Here is an 18,684-nt window from a genome sequence, read left to right as displayed (position 1 = left end):
ATATCAGGCGGCCGCTCGGGATGTGCTAATGGCTAAATAGTTCAGAGCTGCCGAACACAAGTAACTTAAAGAAGTCGCAATTGCCGACCCCATCAAGCCCATCGATAAGAAAAACACCGGTTGAGCTATCAAGTTAAACAGCAGGATAAAAGACTTTTGTTTTAGATACAGTTGTGGCTTGTTGATAACGCCCAGAAAATTATCAAAGACAAGCAGGCCAGCTAATGCGGTTTGTACCGCAATTACGGTGTAGGCCAGAGCGATACTTTCTAAATACAGATCCTGATTCTTATATATTTTAATCAGCCAAGGAATGGTGACGAATGCACTGATTCCCATAGCCATCGCAAAAAGATATACCTTTTTGGCGGTCTGTTTTGCGAAGAGCTTAAGTTCGTTTGAAGATGAAAAGTGTAATTTGGTTAGAGTTTTGGAGATGATATTTCTGATGACCACCAGAGCCTGGTAGAAGCCCTCAAAGAAGATCAGGGCAACTGAATAGATTGCGACTTGCTCTTTGGAGCCCAAAAATGAAATCACGATAATATCCAGACGCGTGTTCAGTTCCATTGTCATGATGCTGATGAAATTGGCAGAGTTATGACGAAGGTTGTCAAGCAGGTTCTGTTTTGAAGGAATTGACCGGCTGATGTGTTGGGAGGTCATAAGGGTTGCTACAAGCAAAGTCAGCAGCTCCGCTGCGAGAAATGCAGCTCCCAAGAAGCTCGCCTGTCCCAGAACACCTAGGATTGCTATGGAGATCAGAAAGAAAGCCGGTCGGGCGGAACTGCACATCGCGAATCGGTGATATCTGCCTAAGCCCAATTGTGAAAATGTCAGCGTTTTTGCCGGACCCATTGCCAAAGTGCTGAGTGCTAGAAGGGTGTATTCGGTTTTGTTGAAGGCAAGAGTTAAAAGTACCGCGACAGCAGCGAAAAGAATCGACATTGAAAGGCTTGAAAAGAGTGAAAGGGTGAGCTTTTCCTTTATCTCAGAGTCGGTTTGGCACAGTGGTAGTTGGGATTGCAGGTAGGCTTGTTGCCCCCAAGCGGCGCATTGAGTTAGGATAATATACAAGGATGTCGACGTATTCAGGACTCCGACAATCTCACTTCCAAAGTAGTGGTCGCAAATTAAGTTTGCAGCAAAACCGGAAATTGCCAGGATGCCTAAATTGAGATAGTTGGAGATAAAATGCCTCTTTTTCATTCTATATTACTATCGTTCCGTGCAGACCTTGCAGGCAAATATATTTTTATTTCCACGAAGAATATATACCCGAGAAGTCCTTGAAATGTCATGGTCTTCATGGTTGCTTATTTGGATTGTCTGAAGATCGTCTGGAGGCGCTGTCACTATGTCCCCATTGTTACAACCCCTTGAATTGCTAACGCCCGAGCTTTCGGTTTACTTCGTTTTTAATTTGGTAGTTGCGGCTTTGACCTCTGTTGGAATTTTCTTTCTTTGCAGGGTCCGTGGAAAAGCACCCGCGCGCTTCGCATTTGTCCTGATTGGTTTCGTTCACCTTTGTTACCAATGGCCTTTGGTGCTTTTCTCCACAGTTGTGGTCGAAAGAATCCAGACGGCGTGGAGTTTGGGGATTTTTGTCCACGTATTCGTTTTAGCTAATCTTCTTTGGTTGTTCCTTACACGGCGTATGGATCCGCCCGGAGCCTTCGCGCAAGCGGAAGGTTTTAAAATACAGGATGTATTGGCGGGGTTGATAGTAATTATCCCTCTTGTTGTTGTTTATCTTAGTAAAGTTCCTTTTTCCTGTACTGCGCTCTATGCCTTGCTCTTTGATCCTCAACTCACTTTGTTGGCCAGAGAATTTAGTTTGAAGTTCGTCGGCATGGCTGCCGCAGCATACTCTTATGGAGCGGTGGCTAACGTGGCGGCTCCTTTTCTGGTATCCATGTCTTTCATGGTCGGGGTTATTGCGATCAGAAAAGGCCAATACATTTATGCAGTAGCGATGGTGGCGGTCTTTGTGGGGGCAGTTCTTTCGGCCTTGTTGATTGGTGCCAAGGGAATGCTGATCCCCTCGATTCTTATGCTTACTGTGACTGTTGCCCTTTGGAATAATTCCTGGTTCATGCGCTTTGTAGGCGTTTTGTCTTCTCTAGTGTTTTTGGGATGCATTTTGGTCGCCTTCGAGCTGAGCAAAGAGCGGGGTAATTCCGTTGGTCGGAACTACGACTTTGCATCTTGCAGTTTACAGATGGGAGTGTGTGAGAAGAGCGCCCAGTTGTTGGAATCCGTTGGCGCCAGGAAAGTCATTTCTTTGGGAATATCTCACAATGTTTTAGATTATTTGAAAGAGCGTCTTGATATTGGTTGTTCCGGAAAGGACCTGAGCCTTTATCCCCTAAAAACTTTTCCCAATGACGTCAAGCTCGGTGCGGTTGAGAAAAAGGGTGCAGAACAAAACAAGGGTGCAGAAAGAAGTCGCGGCGTAATTTATGCCGAGGCTCTTTTCTATCGTGCCTTTGTGACTCCTTTCCAAGTGTCCATTTGGCATAATATGTACGTGCTTGATCACGGCAGCCCAGGAATGGGCGCGTTGCCATTGGCCAATCGGTTCTTGGACAAGCATATCAACATGCCGGAACAGGTTTTCCAGCATTATGCCTCGGTATATCTGGGAGGAGACAAAACTAGCACGGGAACTGCGCCTACCGGGTTCATGATGGCTTATCCGGCTTATTGGGGACTCTTGGGCCTTTTGTTGGCAGTTTCCGTTGTGCTTGTGGTTGATGTTGTGTTCTCATTACTGATGGCTTTTTGCCCTTCACGACTAAGGCCACTTGCCGTGGGATTGATGGTTGTTTCATCCTATAATTTTTTGATTTCTGATTTTGGAACGGTTTTGCTTTCCCATGGGTTGATTGCTGGATGGATTATTCTGTTCTTGATGAGTTTTGTAGATAAGTTGAAGCAAAGGGACCGTAATGCTGTTTAGGAAAGACATCAACGCGCTAAGGGCGCTAGCTGTCATTTTGGTTATTTTGTATCACTTTAAAATTCCTGGTTTTTCCGGAGGTTTTATTGGGGTTGACGTATTCTTTGTTATTTCTGGTTTTCTAATGACCAAAATCATTTTGAGCCAGTTGGAAAAGGGTTCATTTTCCTATGGGTCCTTTATTGCCGCGCGCTTTAAAAGGATTTTTCCTGCCTTATTGGTGTTTGTATTCATTCTGACTGTAAGCGGGTGGTTCCTACTTTCAAGTTTGGACTATCTCAGTTTTTCCAAGTCGGCAGTTTCATCTTTACTGTTTTTGTCCAATATTTATTATTGGCGTTCCAGCGGATACTTTGATTCGGATTCTCACTCCAATATTTTGCTGCATACATGGTCTTTGTCGGTGGAGTGGCAGTTTTATATGCTGCTGCCCCTGCTTCTTTGGGCTGTTTACCGTATTGCTCCCAGGAGGAAGGCGCTTACGGCATTTTTGTGGGCCTCTTTTGTGGTTTCGTTTTTACTAAGCTGTTATTTTGCTGAAGTTCGTCCGTCTCCAGCATTCTATCTTTTACCTACGCGGGCGTGGGAGATGATAGCAGGTGGTCTCGTATTCGTATCGCATATCCAGATGAGGCGATTGACGGCAAATGTTCTTGCCGTCGTTGGAGTATTGTTGTGCCTCCTTTGCGCTGTTTTTTATACGGGCGAAATTTCTTATCCCGGATTGCATGCCTTCTGGCCAGTCTTGGGGACGGTATTTGTTCTTTTAGCTCAGCCATCCGGTTATTGGGTTGAAAATAAGTTTTTACAGAAGACAGGTTACTGGTCTTATTCTTTGTATCTTTGGCATTGGCCTTTTTCGTCTTGGTATCTGTCGCAGCAAAAATATGACTTGGATCTGTTGCTACTGGGGCTCTCAATTGTGTCTATAATCGGTTTAAGTTTGTTGTCATACCGTTTTGTCGAAGGTACAAGACAGGGATTTAGCCGGAAGTTGATTACTTTCGGGGTGGTGTTGTTTGCCGCGGTTATTATCGGATGCGGTTATATTTATCAGCAGGAAGGTATCCGCTCTCGCTCCAAAGGAAGTGTTTCAGACTTGCTCAAGATAGAAGAAGCCATGAAGGACTGGGGTTTCCCGTCCAGTTGTAATGGTTTGGATTTCTTTGGAAAGATCAGGCCCTGTATACTAGAAGGGAAAACTGAAGATCGCATTCTATTTGTAGGAGACTCTCACGTTCAGCAATGGTGGCCAAGGGTTAAAGCCAATCATGAAAAAGACGCTTCGATGACGGTGACCTTTGTTACGACCGGAGGATGTCCACCACTGCCAGCAGTGGATCGCATGGCAGCTGGTTTTGCTTGCCCAAAATTTTGGGAGCAGGCGCTGGCCGAAGCCAACAAGCCTTCAACCAAGACTGTGGTTTTCGGTAGCATCTGGGTGGATTATTTCGTCGGTGCTTCAATCGATAAGAAACCGCGGATGGCTTTAACCCAAGTCCCGGGTGCAAGATGGGGACGTAGCCCCATGCAGTCATCTGAGATAAACGAGATATTCTCTTCTTTTGGCAAGATTGTTTCTCACCTACAGGGGAAGGGAAAAAAGGTTTTCATCATTCTACCTATCGTCAGTTCCGTAGAGAATATTCCCCGTGTGATCTATGATAGGGTGTTTTTCTTGGGAGAAACGTCAGACTATTCGGTGGCTGAGGAATTCTTCCTCAATAGATCTCGATCTGTTCGAAATATATTGACCGAGATTTCTCGCGAAACAGGAGCTGTCTTGGTGGATGGTAATAAAGGATTGTGCACGTCCGGAATATGCTCCTACTTTGATGCAGGAGGGGATCTTCGCTATATGGACGGAAATCATTTGCGTTCGAAATATGTGAAAGAGCATGTAGATTTTCTGGATATAATATTCAAATAGTGTAGACTCAATCTGTTTTCAAAAAGAACCTCACGCCGACTTCAGGTTATACATTGGATACTTTTAGTGAGCGAAAGAAATCTGTTTTTTAAAAAGGACATCGGGTTTTATGCGGGGATTGCTTTGGCGACTCCATTTTTGGCGTCCGTGCTTCCTTCGGCTGTCCTGTATTTGTCTTTACTTACTCTAGTTCCATTTTGTTTGTTCGTGCTGAGTAAAGTTCGTTGCGCGGATTTAAGATACTTCAATTTTCTTATCGGTGCTTTTTCGGTTTTACTTCTTACATATGTCTTTTCTTTATTTACAACCGGCACGCCATTTGTATTTGAGGTAGTGAGAGGTATCGTGGGCGCTCTGGTTCTCATATCAGTTTATCTTTTGGGGCGAACATCACCGGAGCGAAATACGGCTATGTATGATGGCTTCACATTTGCTTTGATTCCGGTCACATTGATTCTTTCGATTCTGGCTTTAATTAAAATGTCTCTCTTAATGAGAGGTAGTGAAGTTCCCTTTATGAACATGCCATATCCCCAGGCCGCCAGCTTGAAGTCCGATTATAACATTTTTGCATTTACGATGCTCTTTGCTGCTCTGCTCGCCTTGGGTAAGCTGATCTACGGGAAAAATGCTAAACCGAAGAGGCTGCTTTATCTGCTGATGTTCACATTGTTTGCAGTTTGTTCGATTGCTTCAGGATCCCGCCGGATTCTGATTATGGCTCCGCTGGTGATGGGCAGCTTCTTTGCTATTGGTGCCATTAAGAACGGAAGAACCAAGAAAACCTGGAAGCTTCTGCTGACTGGTGCCTCTGTTCTTGTTGTGATGCTCGTGGTTTTTAAGGTCACTTATTTTAATGTTTTCATGAAGTATCTTTTGGAGTCGATGAGTGTTGATAACCTTTTAGGATTTTTGTCCCGCGTGGATCGTTGGGCTATGGGATGGGACTTGATTTCCAAGCAGAGCTGGTTCAAGCCTATGGGGTTTGCATACCATAAAGTTTTCGCCTGCCACTTCAATGATTGCACGATCTATGATTATCCGCATTTGACTATTTTTTCAGAGTGGTTGGTATCGGGAATCTTAGGGTTGATTTTGTCTGTGGCAATTTTTTGTTTTATTATGCGTCTTATCGTCAAAGCTGGAAATCTAGGTGTGGTCACGGGGGTGAGTTTTATAGCTGCTGCTGCGGTACCCCATGCTTTGATTTCTGGTGATATTTTGGTTTCGAACCCTCAATTTCTGGGTGTGCTTTTGGTTCTGTGCAGTCTGTGTGATCAGAAGGATCTCGAGCTTAGTTTTCTTCGTAAAAATCAATAGTAATTTTTTCGATTGAGAGAGTGGAAGCTCCCATTTGATCAATGGAAACTATGATGGCTTGGGCGTCGGAAGCAATTGTTTCACGGCGTTGGAATTGCAGATCTGTATCTGCTAGGGTTAGATCTCCTAAGAGAATTCTGTCCTCCTTGTTGCCACTGATTTTTGTGAGCCATAATTTGACGTACGCTTGGCCTCGAAGAGTTAAAGAAATTCTTATTTCCTTGGACATTCTCTGTCGATCCGTCAGGTGCAAAATCGGACTTGAGATGGTTGTTTTCAATTCTTTCTGAAATAGAGAACGAGTTTCGACATTCTCTCCTGAAAAAATGGCATCGTCTAACTTTAGATAGGCGAAGGATTTGCTTCCTCCAAAATCAATACCGGTATCCTGCTTCCAGGAGCTCGAGGCAGGCATGAAAGACACAGACTCGAAAGCCATCAAACGTGCGGCTGGTTCAAGTTTGTAAACTTGGTGGCCAGAGAAAGACTCTTGAAGAGTCGACATTTTTGGGTTCGCCATGATTTGTAAAAGCGGGCTGTAGATAACAGTTGGAAGCAGAAAGTCCGGTTGATGGATATGGGTGATGCCAAGATTCAAAAGTGCACTATAGCCTTCTTCTGCAGTCTTGCTGTTGTAAAAGCTTATTAAAGAAGGATCCGTATGAGTTATCATTCTCCGGTCAGAATAGTAAAGGTCTGCAGGCTTAGTCGTGTATACAATTGCATTTTTTGGCATTGAATCTTTTGCTGTAAAAATAAGATTATATTCGGGGCGTGATTTTAGGCGTTCTGTATATTCGGTTTTTTCTCCGGCCGGGAAAGAGCGCTCTCGGTAGATGTGATAAAGCCATCCCTGAAGGCAAAAGCCAGCTGCAATTATCGGATTGATCAGTCGGGGGAGTGGGAGGCGGTTCTTGAGAGAGTTGCTTACCAGGAATAGCGCATATCCGCCCAGGACTGCTGCAAAAGGGCTGATCAGCAGCAGATAGCGATCATTTTTAATCATGATATTTAAACCCAGCAGGATCGAGAGAATGACCCCCGTGTGGTAAGTAATCAGGATGATACCACTCAAGAGCGAAGGGGCAGACTCGTCACTATAGGCAGAGGCAGGATTTTTTTTGTTTTTAAAGCTCAGAATGAAAAAAACAGTCCCCGCTGCCGCCAGCCAAAAGAGGACACCGTAGGACGCAAGGTTGCTCCATCCTTTAAGAAGTCCGTATTGAATCTGGGAAGTGAATGTATCGATCCCCCGAGCCAGGAAAAAGTATTCGTCCCAATGCAAGAACTTCAGGCTGACAACCGGAGGGCTGTCACTGATGAACGACCCAAAAAGGCGAAAATTTTTCAGATAAGGATAGAAGCCGACAAGCAGTGATACTGTAAGAACTACGGCGGGTGCATAGGCTGCCTCAATCCACTTGCGTTGAAGGATTTTTTCCAGAGAGATAACCCCAAGGAATATCGGTACTAACAGGAGAGCCTGAGAATGAGTCCACAAGGTGATTCCCATGAGGATGCCAACCACAATCCATTTTGCCAAAGAATCACGCAGGTACAAAATCGAGGCAAAAACCAAGCAGGCCCCCGAGATTGGCAACATATCGATCAGCGAAGAGTTCGCACCAAGATATATCAGTGGAGTCGTGATAAAGAGAAGGCCAGTCAGCCTCCCTTTGTCGGATTTTCCAGTGACCAAACTGCTTAGTAAAGCAGAGGTCACAATCAGCATCCATGGCGCCAAGAGTCTCATAAGCCCTGGAAAGTCCGCATGACCTTGAAGTACTTGAGTGAAATATATTTGAGCGACGTAGAAGGGAGGGTGTGTCCAGGGGGCATAGAAACCTGAAACACTTTGAGTCGTGTCCAATAGAGGATAGAAGTGCAGTGTTCGCTTGAAAAAGATCTCTCTTCCGACGGTGGCGTACTCTAAGGCATCATTCTGCGTAAGTGGCAAGGTCAGTGAGTCATAGATCAAAAGGATGCTGATGAAGAAAAATGCGATAAAAAGGGTGTCGAGCTGGAAGGATTTTTTGAGTGTCGCTGGTGGTCTTATTTTGGCCCGACGGCTGATGGCAAGGGTTGCTCCCAAAATAAATATTGCGCCGAAAATAGTGGCCACATGAGTGGCTTGAGATGCCCCTGGAAGAATCAACAGAACGCTGATACTTAAGATTCCGCAGATAAATGGTGCGAGAGTCAGGCCAAAGGCAATAACTCCCTTCTGGGGAATTGACGTTTTCCAAGGCAGGCATGCAGAAACAAGCACTCCTAAGATAGAAGATGAAAGAAGTACGCCGATAAAGAACGCGATATCAAGAGCTGAAACCTCAGTCATGGGATGACGTTCCTGTCAGAATAAAGAGATCCACTTTGGCGTCATCAGTATAATCAAGACCTCGGCTCTTAACTTTGATAACAATGTTATGAGTTCCAGAAGGGACAAAGAACTGTCGTTCCATGGTAAAAGGGACTTTTGGATTCATCAGTGCAATGTCAGGAAGATTTGTTTTTTTGATGACTTGGTTGTCTTTGTCCAGAAAAGCGGCGTGCAGGCTGACTCGGCCAAAACCTGCGAGTTGTGTTTTCAAAACCAGTGGTTCAGACGTTGGCAAAGAGCGACCTTCCAGTGAAAATGTCGTCGACTGCTGTTGGGTCAATTCACGAAGATACTTTATAACCGGCGAAATACCTTTCAGTGGTCCCAAAGGGATTGTCAGCAGATCTTTTCGTCCACCCAATGTAATCAGAGCCTCGGTTTGTGTGCCGATGGATTTCAGCGATACATATTCGGCAGCACTGGCGGTCTGGTTGATTTGATAAAGCTGCGATTCGGGGCCTTCGCCAAGTAGTTTTGTATAAGCAGGATTTCCGATAATTCGAATGAGGGCCGTGTTGTATTCCGTCGGTTGAATATAGGTCGGAACATAGACATAGCCGAATTTATTCGCCTTAAGCCAAGCCCAGGCCTCTGCTGCGTCTTTAATTTGGTAAAGAGGAATAAGAACCGGATCCACATGTGAAGTGGTAGGGATGTCATTGAGGAATGAATCCGCAGGTTTGTATGAAAGAATTTTACCGTTTAAGGACAGGTCTTTCCATGAGCGCAGAAATGCTGATGTTTCCATGAAGGACTTGCGAAGCTCTGATTGCTTTGGTTCGGCCCAGCTTTTTTTCAAGAACAGGATTTGACCCGCCAACGAAAGAGTAAAGGTCAGACCGAGGAGGCCTTGGAGGATGATCTTTACGTTACGGGACTTTATTGGATTCAGAGCAAGGGTCTGCATCGCAAAGCAAATCATCAGAGGCAGGAGAATCATTTGATAGCGTTCATTCTTGATGTAGTGGGCCGTTCCCAAAAGAGAGATAGCCACGATAGAAGCAAAAAGTCCCAGCGTGATCAATAAGCTTAAGTTCAAAAATGAACTGTTCTTTGAGCTCTCAGGCTTGAGAGTACTGCAAATGTATAGACTCAGGGCGAATAAAAATATCCACGGAATAAGGTTGTAGGCTTCATAGTTAAACCACATCTTCAGATATCCGAAGCGCAGTACATCGATGAAGTGATAGTAGCCTCGTGAAACCATAAAATATGGATTCATGTCGAGCCCGGAAAGTTGTGCAACCGGTGAGGCGTCCTTGATAGGATTTCCAAATAGGACGGTATTACGGATGTAGTAAATGCCACCGATCAAAATGGCTGTACAGCCCGCAATGAGGCTGTTTTTGATATAACGACCAGGCATGGTTCTATAAAGATATAGAAAGCCAATTCCGAACACCAAGGGATTCAATACAGCCTGGGAGTGAGCCCACATTCCAAATCCGGAAATCATCCCGACAATGAGGGGATAGGATTTCTGATCTGGTTTGAGGGCACATACTGCGACGAAAAGCGCAATGTAGGCAGAAAGGGTGCTGGCATCAATAAGGGCAGTAGTGGCTCCAAGACTCCACAGCGGCACACTTAAGCACAGAGTGAAGGAAAGAAGCGCAAGGTTCTTGGAGGATCTCCATGTGATGGCCGCAACCAGGAAAATGGACGACAGATAAAACCACGGAGATATCCAGCGGGTCAGACCGATATCATAGATGTTGTCCTGGATGAGATTCGCGGCATAAAGCAGGGCTGGATAAAGTGGGGGGTGAGTCCAAGGGCCGTAAAAGTTTAAAGGATTTTTCTCTGGAGATATCAGGGGGTACAAGAAAATGTCGTGAGTTTGAAAGAGGTGCTTCCCGACAATCAGATACTCAAGGCCGTCATTTTGTGTAAGTGGGGTCGTCGTCAACGCAAGCATGAAAAGGATGAAACCAGTCGCGGCAAGAGCAATGAAAACCCAACGATGCTTCTCATGGGTCGCTGGCGGAGAGACCTTCGACGCCCCTGATGCTGGCAAGAGCAGGGTCACAGAACGGGTCGTCAGGAAAAAGAAGATGAAACTCAGGGCAAGGTGAAGGATTCCGGATGAACCGGGAGTCAGTGACATTGCTAGCAGCAGAGTTAGACCCCAAATAAAAGGTGCCAAAACTGCGCCCAATCCCCAGTGCAAGTGACTGAACTCCGTCCTCCATGGAAAACGTTTGCAGAGACGAATGCTCTCCAGAGAAAGGATGACAGCAATACCGAGCAGTAAAATGGCACTCAACATGGGCCGATCTTATTAATGGATGACCACCGAGGGCAAATGTTTATTTTAGCTCCAGGAAATTATCCGAAAGTGGGAATCACAAGCATCCACAGAAGAATTGATGAGCACAGCGCCGCCAAAACGATAGTAATGTTCTTCCAAGGGATATTGTAAACCCTCATCAGGCTGCAGGTCCACGTGAGGTAGTAGATGCTGGTGATTGCGCTAAAGACGGATAGAGCAACGAGCGGCTTGTTAAGAACCGGTCCCCAGACAACCAAGGCCAACAGGGCAAAAACCCCAAAAGCGATTTCGGTTTTGAAGACAATGTGATGCTGCTTGGAAAAATCGTAAAATCGGTCAAGCCATGTAGTGGTCATCATAAGAAATGATGGGAAAAGCATGATTTTAAGCACTTCAGTGGCACCACCCCATCCTGGCCCAAGCAGAAGGGCAACGATTGGTTCCGCATTTTTATATACAAGGACCGTCGGAGGTATCAACAAAATCCATTGCATGAGCAGATACTTGCGTAGCAATGCTGAGGAGGAGTTTTTACGAGACAGCGCCTCAGTCGCCAAGGGGCGTAAGGCGGTTGTCATGAGTGTTGTCGGCGCGCCAAGCAGGCGATCTGTCTGGGCGAAGAGGCCAAGGAATTGTTTTGCCGGCAGACCAGCCAATGCGAAGTACGGCAGCCGAGTTCTTAGTGTGGAAAGAAAGAAGCTTGGCAAAGCAAATTGAGGGAAAGATCGATAGATTGTGGCAACGGCCTTGACTCTTTGCGAAGTCCGCCAGGATTTAGGCCACATTGCTGAAGGAATGAATGTAAATGAGGCAACCGCGGCAATGGAGTGGGCGGCACAAGCTCCGAGTAACAACCCATTGCCTGGGAGGCCTTTGAAAATAAACTGCAGTAACGGAATCAAACCAAGCATCAAGAAAATAAGGATTGTATACTGAGTATAGCGTTGTCTCCGAATCAAAACCTGAGTGGCAACATTGGTCAATGAAACTGAATACACGCTTAGAATTGAGAGTAATGCGAAACTAATATTATTATGAGTTAGCAGCGCGATCGCAATCAAGAGGGGGGCGAAAGTGAGGTTTGATAAGAAAGAAAGTCGCAAAGCGACTTCTCCTAGTGCGTTTGCAGTCGAGTCATGTTTTGCAGTTGATATTGCTTCTGCATATTTTCCTGAGGCAGCGCCTGCAAGGACGACAACCAGTGAGAGCAACAGGCCAAACTGTGCATACTGCTCTGGGGTATAGATTCGGGCCAGTACCGGAACGAACAGAATATTCAAAGTCTGGGACGATATGATGCCCAGTGACGTGCGAAGGACCCTATTTATTTTACTTAGCACGTGCTGGATTTCCATAGGCACAGGAGTTATTGGGAATCTCTCGAACCACTACTGACCCAGCTCCAATCGAGCAATAGGCGCCAATCTTCGTAAGCGGAATTGCGACGGTGCGAGCCCCTATAAGGCTCATTTCACCCACATGGACCCCGCCGCACAGGACGCTCCCCGGGGCAATATGTGTATAGGCTCCAATCACACAGTCATGCTCCACGACCGAAGCAGTATTGAGAATAGTACCCTCCAGAATTTGAGTGTCTGTGTTAACGATGGCCCCCGGCATAACAACGGTGCCCCTGCCCAAGCGCACATTTTGACTGATGATTGCGGAGGGGTCGACGATAACTGGAAGTTTAAGTCCCAGATCTTGAGCCATGAGGGAGAATTTTCTACGTACCTCATTGCTGCCAATGGCAATCGCTGCGGATTTAATATTTCCTGAGATCATGGCAGTCTGTAGATCGGCCTTCGTAGAGTAGACCGGAGTGCCCAGAAACATTTTATTTTTTGGGTTTTCGTCGTAGTAGGCCGCAATTCTATAGTTACCTTCTCTTTGAATGACATCGGAAACTACTTTTGAGTGTCCACCGCAGCCAAAAACTAAAATGCTTTCCATAAGCCTACCTCAATGAGTTAAGGCTATTTGATATTGCGCTTAATCACAAGCTCCGTTAGTGCGGCGCGCCTATGCTTCGAGAGGGTACGATATTTTGGCGACGAAAAGAAGAATCTTTATTAGACTTCTTCGCATTCTAGAAAAGGGAAAGAACTCATGGCAGATCTTTTGGCGATTGATGGCGGAACTCCAGTAAAAAAAACTCCGATGGCTCCTTGGCCGTTCTATGCGGAGGATGAAGTGCAGAAGACTGTCGATATTATACGCTCTGGAAAAGTGAACTACTGGACCGGCACTGAAACAAAGCAGTTTGAGGAAGAGTTTGCCAGATATCACGGGATGAAGCATGGGATCGCCCTTAGCAACGGAACTTTGGCTTTGGAACTGGCTTTAATCGGGTACAATATCGGACCTGGAGACGAAGTGATTACAACTTCTCGAACATTCATTGCCTCTGCCAGTTGTATCGTTCGCGTGGGTGCTACTCCGATTATCGTGGACGTGGATCCTGTATCACAAAATCTTTCAGTAGAGGCCGTTAAAAACGCTATTACTTCAAAAACGAAAGCTATTATTCCAGTCCACTTGGCGGGTTGGCCCTGCGATATGGACGGTCTGATGGCGTTGGCAAAAGAACATGGATTGAAAGTGATTGAGGATTGTGCGCAGGCGCATGGTGCTAAATACAAAGGTCGCTTGGTCGGGTCTATTGGTGATATGTCGGCTTTCTCTTTTTGTCAGGACAAGATCATCTCTACGACGGGAGAGGGCGGGCTTCTTCTATTGAATGACAGTGACATCTATGAAAGACTTTGGGCCTTTAAAGATCATGGCAAAAGTTATGAAGCTGTCTATCGCAGGCCTCATCCGCCTGGATTCCGGTGGTTGCATGAAAGTTTTGGAACCAACTGGCGTATGACGGAAATACAGGCGGCTGTAGGACGTATCCAGTTGGCGAAGCTTGCAGGGTGGATAGATAAACGCAGACATCTGGCGTTGTCTCTCCAGAAAGGCTTGGCTGATATTCCTTGTTTGAAAGTGACTTTGCCTGGCAAAGATATTTTTCACTCCTATTATAAATTCTATGTTTCTGTCGTACCTGAACAGCTCAAGATAGATTGGAGTCGTGATAAGATCATGGCTGCTATTAATGCAGAAGGTGTTCCTTGTTTCTCCGGCAGCTGCAGCGAAATTTATTTGGAGAAGGCGTTTACAGGTGCTGGTTTGGGACCGAAAGAACGATTGCCTCACGCTCAACATTTGGGTGAAGTTAGCTTGATGTTCCTGGTTCATCCAACACTCGACAATTCCTATGTTGAGGAAGCAGTCAGTGCCATCCGGAAAGTTATGAAAGAGGCATGTAAATAATGTTCGCTCGCATTACTCTGCTTCCACGAAAGATTAAGATCCTAATCATGCTTCTGAGTGATGCGATCTTGTTGCCTTTGGCTCTTTGGTCGTCTGTTGCATTAAGAATGGGAACTTTGAAGCCGGATGTAGGTGAGTATTCGTGGCTCTTTTTCGTTGTGCCTTTTGTGACGATTCCAATTTTCGTTCGTTTGGGATTGTACCGCTCGGTTATCCGATTTTTAAACGACAAGTTTATTTATACGGTCTTTTATGGTGTTACCCTGTCCGTGCTGATGTTGACTGCCGTGGTTGTAATGGGAAGAGCATCCGCTTTACCCCGTTCTTCCGTGCTTATTTATTGGGTGATTGCATTTTCCTATATTGCCTTCAGTCGCTTCTTTGCTCGTGGTGTTATGCTTAGCTTTGGGCGTAATTCTGACCGCAGGCAAGCCGTTGCAATCTACGGAGCCGGTCAAGCTGGTCTTCAGACTGCATTGGCTTTACTGTCCGGAACTGAGTTCCGACCGACGGTGTTCTTTGATGACAATGCAGAACTTCAAGGAACCAACGTTGCCGGCATTCGGGTCTATGACCCAAATGATGCAATTGAGGTGATGCGCAGGAAAAATTGTCGCCAGTTGTTGCTGGCAATGCCATCCGCCAGTCGTTCCCGCAGGCGAGCGATTATCAAGCACTTTGAAAATGAGGGTATCGTCATGAAGACCCTGCCGGGCCTTGGCGCTCTGGTGAACGGGGTTGTTCGCGTAGAGGATATTCGTGAGGTTGGGGTTGAGGATCTTTTAGGACGAGATCCTGTTCCTCCATTTGAAGACCTTATTAAGTCGTGCATCCGCGATAAAGTCGTCATGGTCACTGGTGCCGGGGGATCTATTGGCTCCGAGTTATGTCGCCAGATCATCATGAATACTCCTAAAAAGCTGATCATGTATGAACAGGCAGAGTATGCTCTTTATAAAGTTGAGCAAGACATTTTGAAACATCGGGTGCACTTTGAGGTTGTGCCTATATTGGGGGATGTTCTTAATTCTGAGCATCTGGAAACAGTAATGAAAAAGCATGGGGTCCAGACAATCTACCACGCAGCCGCATACAAACATGTGCCCCTTGTTGAGTGCAACGTTGTCGCCGGAATTATGAATAATGTGTTTGGAACATTGTCTGCTTCTGAGGCCGCTATTAAATCCAAAGTGGAAACATTTGTGCTAATATCCACAGACAAGGCCGTAAGACCCACCAATATTATGGGGGCGTCAAAGCGTCTTGCAGAGCTGGTATTGCAAGGGCTTTCGCAGGATAAATCCCATGTTACACGTTTTTGTATGGTCCGCTTCGGCAATGTTTTGGGATCTTCAGGCTCTGTGGTCCCCTTATTTCGGGAGCAGATACGTTTTGGTGGTCCCGTGACGGTGACGCACCCAAATATCACTCGTTATTTTATGACAATTCCCGAAGCAGCACAGCTAGTGTTGCAGGCTGGTGCGATGGGAAAAGGGGGGGATGTCTTTGTACTTGATATGGGGGAAGCAGTTAAAATTGTAGACTTAGCGAAAAAAATGATTGAGCTCAGTGGTCTGGAAGTGCGTAATCCGGAGACCGGATTGGGCGACATCAGCATCGAGTTTACTGGGCTGCGGCCTGGCGAAAAGCTGTATGAAGAGCTTTTGATCGGAAGTAATGTTTCGTGGACTGCTCATCCTCGAATTATGACGGCTAAAGAGTATAGTCTTGAGGTGAACTTCCTTCGTGAGTCCTTGGAGGAGTTGCGTACATTATGTCTGGCGCAAAAAGAAGACGGCGCGAAACGGATTTTAAAAAGGCTCGTTGCAGAGTATGTCCCTAATGTTGGCAGGGATGAATAGTGTATCGGTTGAAGTGTAGCGCCTTAAGTAAGAGTTGTGGTTGGATGTACATAGGAACATCTCTTTTGCTCACAATGCTTATAGTTTCCTTTGGTTTATATGCATCGAAATATGGTATTGAGTTTACCGACGAAGGCTTCTATCTTAACTGGATATCCGACCCATACACATTCGCTACTGGGACTACTCAGTTCGGGTTTGTCTATCATCCATTGTACTTATTGTTCAATGGAGATATTATAGCGCTGCGCCAAGCTAATTTCTTGTTTACGTTGGGTGTTTCTTGGCTAGTTTTCGAAAAAGTTTTTTCTCTTCCGGCATATAGGCAGGCCTTTTTAGACGCGCAGTCAAGGATGGCAAAGCATGCACTGTCTTTTGCATTCTCAATAACAGCGCTGTTGATCTTTCATCTCTGGTTGCCAACTCCTAATTACAACACATTGAACTTTCAGTCGTTGCTGCTTGCCTGTGCTGGAGTTTTGTTTATCGAACAAAAACCACAGGTGTTCTCGTGGTTCGGTTGGGGCTTAATTGGAGTCGCTGGCTTTCTTTGTTTTATGGCTAAGCCTACTTCGGCGTTCTTGTTGGCTTTATCGATTCTAGTATACGCAGGCACTTCTAGGCGTTTCATCCTAGGGGCGTTCGTTGCGGGTAGTATTTCCATTACTCTCTTGTGGGTGCTTGCCATCGTTATTGATGGGTCAATATCTCAGTTCTTATTGGTGCGTGTTGCTGAAGGGATAGCGGATCTTCAGGCGCTGGATGGCGGGCATTCGTTTTATGAAATGTTTAGATTGTATAAATTTGATTTCAGTAAATTGGAGTTGATAGGTATATTTTCCATCGGCCTCTTGTCAACTCTTCCTGGTTTGTTCGTTAAGTTGCGGCAACCGAACAGTGGCTTGGTGAACTTAGCTGAATCAGCCGCAGTCCTGCTTGTCTTTGTTGTCTTGGCTCGGTACATACTTCCAGTCCTTGAGGATGCTCGCCCTACGGTTTTGGTTGTTGCTCTAGCATTTGGTATGCTTGTTAGATCATACTCGATAGATAGAAAGTTTATTACTGCGAAAAGAAACCTCGTTCCATTCTGTTTGTTCTTATTCATGCCTTATATCTACTCCTTTGGTACGAATAATAACTACTTTTTGGTTTCGTGCAGTGCGGGTCTGTTTTGGATTGTCGCCTGTCTCTCGCTATGCTCTTCCAAGAGCAAGATTCCTTCGTGGCATTGTTTCTCTACAGCTGCTTTTCTGAGTCAGATTATCGCTTGTGCGGTTTTATATGTGGCAACTGTAAAGCCATACCGGCAGCCTACGTCTCTTTGGAATAATTCAGTACCCGCTCATTTTCGGAATACTGATTGGAAACTAAATTCTGAGTCAGCACTTTATATTGCAAATCTTCAGGGGCTAATGAGAGATAGCCGCTTTAAGGATAAGACTCCTGTGCTGGATCTTTCTGGAAGAAACCCTTCGTTTAGTTTCATCGTTAATGCAAGGTCGCTAGCGTATCCATGGTTAATTGGTGGCTATCCGGGAAGCGTATTGCATGCAAAAAGAGGCTTGTCTCGTGTTTCATGTTCGAATCTAGGAGTTGCATGGTTGTTGATTGAGCCCAATGGCCCAAGGTCCATATCCGCAGAAGTATTGGAGCAATTTGATATCAACCTTGCCAGTGATTACGAAATAGTGGGATCGTTTCGGTCGCCTAAGTCTGATTACTTCGAAACCTTTGAGCAAATTGTCTACAAACCCAAAGAAAATCTCGTAGAAAAATTATTGGAAAACGGAAAATGTAATAAAAGCAATCTCGGTGATTAAATCTGTTTTTTATTTTTAGCCACTACAATAATTGAGCCTCCAAATGGAATTTTTCCAAGCAGGCTGCCTTCAACTGATAATAGTTTTTCCACTAAGTTCTGAATTTGCCCAATGTGTGATGACCTGTGCTCTTGAATACCTGCCTTATTTTTTTGTTCGCGACTCATCTTTCGTAGCAAGTAAGGAACTGTTCTGAAAAGGAAGATCGGAAGGATGAGGAAGCTAAAGAAGTAGGAGGAAAAAACGACTTCGTAGCCAGCGTCATTCAGTTCTTTTCTCAGGCTTGTCATTGTGTATCTTCGAAAGTGACCAGCTCTAATGTCCTCGTCCGACCATAGCCAATTGTAGGCAGGTACAGTTAATATCAGCTTTGAAACCCCTGGCATGTTTTCGTGGATGCTTTTGTAAACGTTTTCGGGTTTGTCAAAATGTTCGATGACATCAAACAAGCCAACAACGGCATTTGGCTTCGTCGATTTGAAGCCAACTATATCCGCACAATATACATTATCAATTCCTCTTTTTAACGCATTAAACACACCGCTCCCGGCCTCAACTAGGGTCACGCTATAGCCCATGGAAGCAATTTTTTGTGCAACAAAACCGTTGCCTCCTCCCAAGTCATAAAAGTCGATCATTTCCGGAACATACTTTTTCAGGACCTTTTCGATGATCAAATTTCTATGTTTAAACCAGAAACTTTTGTCTTCAATTTCAAAGTAAGTATCATTTCCCTGTTCTGGATAGGAGACGTTCTTTTTTGATTCGGAAAAGTATATGCCATCGATTTTTTGAAATTCAGACATTTATTCAGCTC

12 protein-coding genes are annotated in these 18,684 nt (G+C 45.3%); 6 read left to right on the top strand and 6 right to left on the bottom strand.

The window, feature by feature from the left end; translation table 11 throughout:
- Nucleotides 1–3: 3 nt before the first annotated feature.
- The gene (locus AZI85_RS05285) at nucleotides 4–1,209 is read right to left on the bottom strand and encodes a hypothetical protein (RefSeq protein WP_155723937.1); all 1,206 of its coding nucleotides are present in this window, start codon (nucleotides 1,207–1,209) and stop codon (nucleotides 4–6) included.
- 229 nt (nucleotides 1,210–1,438) lie between these two features.
- Here AZI85_RS05285 and AZI85_RS05280 point away from each other — a divergent pair, with 229 nt between their 5' ends.
- The 3 genes from AZI85_RS05280 (at nucleotide 1,439) to AZI85_RS05270 (ending at nucleotide 6,212) form a co-directional block, all read left to right on the top strand.
- Nucleotides 1,439–2,962: a hypothetical protein gene (locus tag AZI85_RS05280; protein ID WP_172795302.1), complete on the top strand. Its 1,524-nt coding sequence runs from the start codon at nucleotides 1,439–1,441 to the stop codon at nucleotides 2,960–2,962.
- A complete protein-coding gene (locus AZI85_RS05275; RefSeq protein ID WP_063243111.1) occupies nucleotides 2,952–4,892 on the top strand; it encodes an acyltransferase family protein in 1,941 nt (646 codons plus the stop codon). Before AZI85_RS05280 ends, AZI85_RS05275 begins: the two co-directional genes overlap by 11 nt.
- 66 nt (nucleotides 4,893–4,958) lie before the next feature.
- Nucleotides 4,959–6,212: an O-antigen ligase family protein gene (locus AZI85_RS05270; protein WP_063243110.1), complete on the top strand. Its 1,254-nt coding sequence runs from the start codon at nucleotides 4,959–4,961 to the stop codon at nucleotides 6,210–6,212.
- Here AZI85_RS05270 and AZI85_RS05265 read toward each other — a convergent pair.
- From AZI85_RS05265 to AZI85_RS05250, 4 genes are read right to left on the bottom strand one after another with little or no spacing between them, the layout of a single operon-like run.
- On the bottom strand, nucleotides 6,187–8,550 hold the full coding sequence (locus AZI85_RS05265) for an ArnT family glycosyltransferase (protein ID WP_063243109.1): 2,364 nt from the start codon (nucleotides 8,548–8,550) through the stop codon (nucleotides 6,187–6,189). The genes AZI85_RS05270 and AZI85_RS05265 overlap by 26 nt on opposite strands.
- Nucleotides 8,543–10,861 (bottom strand): ArnT family glycosyltransferase, encoded by a 2,319-nt coding sequence (locus AZI85_RS05260; RefSeq protein ID WP_155723935.1) that lies wholly within the window; start codon nucleotides 10,859–10,861, stop codon nucleotides 8,543–8,545. Before AZI85_RS05260 ends, AZI85_RS05265 begins: the two co-directional genes overlap by 8 nt.
- A 59-nt stretch (nucleotides 10,862–10,920) precedes the next feature.
- The gene (locus tag AZI85_RS05255; protein WP_155723934.1) at nucleotides 10,921–12,144 is read right to left on the bottom strand and encodes a lipopolysaccharide biosynthesis protein; all 1,224 of its coding nucleotides are present in this window, start codon (nucleotides 12,142–12,144) and stop codon (nucleotides 10,921–10,923) included.
- A gap of 49 nt (nucleotides 12,145–12,193) precedes the next feature.
- Entirely contained in the window at nucleotides 12,194–12,817 is a 624-nt protein-coding gene (locus AZI85_RS05250; protein ID WP_063243106.1) for an acetyltransferase, read from the bottom strand.
- A gap of 156 nt (nucleotides 12,818–12,973) precedes the next feature.
- On the opposite strand from AZI85_RS05250, the gene AZI85_RS05245 reads away from it, so the two are divergent.
- The 3 genes from AZI85_RS05245 to AZI85_RS05235 are packed head-to-tail and all read left to right on the top strand — an operon-like array spanning nucleotide 12,974 to nucleotide 17,867.
- Complete coding sequence (locus tag AZI85_RS05245; protein ID WP_063243105.1) at nucleotides 12,974–14,185, top strand: DegT/DnrJ/EryC1/StrS family aminotransferase; 1,212 nt, start codon at nucleotides 12,974–12,976, stop codon at nucleotides 14,183–14,185.
- Nucleotides 14,185–16,047, top strand: coding sequence for a polysaccharide biosynthesis protein (locus AZI85_RS05240; RefSeq protein ID WP_063243104.1), 1,863 nt, complete (start codon nucleotides 14,185–14,187; stop codon nucleotides 16,045–16,047). Before AZI85_RS05245 ends, AZI85_RS05240 begins: the two co-directional genes overlap by 1 nt.
- 44 nt (nucleotides 16,048–16,091) lie before the next feature.
- On the top strand, nucleotides 16,092–17,867 hold the full coding sequence (locus AZI85_RS05235; RefSeq protein WP_063243103.1) for a hypothetical protein: 1,776 nt from the start codon (nucleotides 16,092–16,094) through the stop codon (nucleotides 17,865–17,867).
- On the opposite strand, the gene AZI85_RS05230 is transcribed toward AZI85_RS05235, so the two are convergent.
- The gene (locus AZI85_RS05230) at nucleotides 17,864–18,673 is read right to left on the bottom strand and encodes a class I SAM-dependent methyltransferase (RefSeq protein ID WP_063243102.1); all 810 of its coding nucleotides are present in this window, start codon (nucleotides 18,671–18,673) and stop codon (nucleotides 17,864–17,866) included. The genes AZI85_RS05235 and AZI85_RS05230 overlap by 4 nt on opposite strands.
- Between the last annotated feature and the right edge of the window lie 11 nt (nucleotides 18,674–18,684).

Origin of the sequence: Bdellovibrio bacteriovorus (assembly GCF_001592755.1) — a bacterium.
Taxonomy (GTDB): Bacteria; Bdellovibrionota; Bdellovibrionia; order Bdellovibrionales; family Bdellovibrionaceae; genus Bdellovibrio; species Bdellovibrio bacteriovorus_E.
Note: the sequence above shows the minus strand (reverse complement) of the source record. Positions and strands in the feature narration are given on the sequence as shown.

Bases quoted from the DNA above. Each gene is read 5' to 3' on its own strand.
- AZI85_RS05250 (WP_063243106.1), bottom strand. From the start codon at position 12,817: ATGGAAAGCATTTTAGTTTTTGGCTGCGGTGGACACTCAAAAGTAGTT.
- AZI85_RS05230 (WP_063243102.1), bottom strand. From the start codon at position 18,673: ATGTCTGAATTTCAAAAAATCGATGGCATATACTTTTCCGAATCAAAA.
- AZI85_RS05240 (WP_063243104.1), top strand. From the start codon at position 14,185: ATGTTCGCTCGCATTACTCTGCTTCCACGAAAGATTAAGATCCTAATC.
- AZI85_RS05235 (WP_063243103.1), top strand. From the start codon at position 16,092: ATGTACATAGGAACATCTCTTTTGCTCACAATGCTTATAGTTTCCTTT.
- AZI85_RS05260 (WP_155723935.1), bottom strand. From the start codon at position 10,861: ATGTTGAGTGCCATTTTACTGCTCGGTATTGCTGTCATCCTTTCTCTG.
- AZI85_RS05265 (WP_063243109.1), bottom strand. From the start codon at position 8,550: ATGACTGAGGTTTCAGCTCTTGATATCGCGTTCTTTATCGGCGTACTT.
- AZI85_RS05285 (WP_155723937.1), bottom strand. From the start codon at position 1,209: ATGAAAAAGAGGCATTTTATCTCCAACTATCTCAATTTAGGCATCCTG.
- AZI85_RS05245 (WP_063243105.1), top strand. From the start codon at position 12,974: ATGGCAGATCTTTTGGCGATTGATGGCGGAACTCCAGTAAAAAAAACT.
- AZI85_RS05275 (WP_063243111.1), top strand. From the start codon at position 2,952: ATGCTGTTTAGGAAAGACATCAACGCGCTAAGGGCGCTAGCTGTCATT.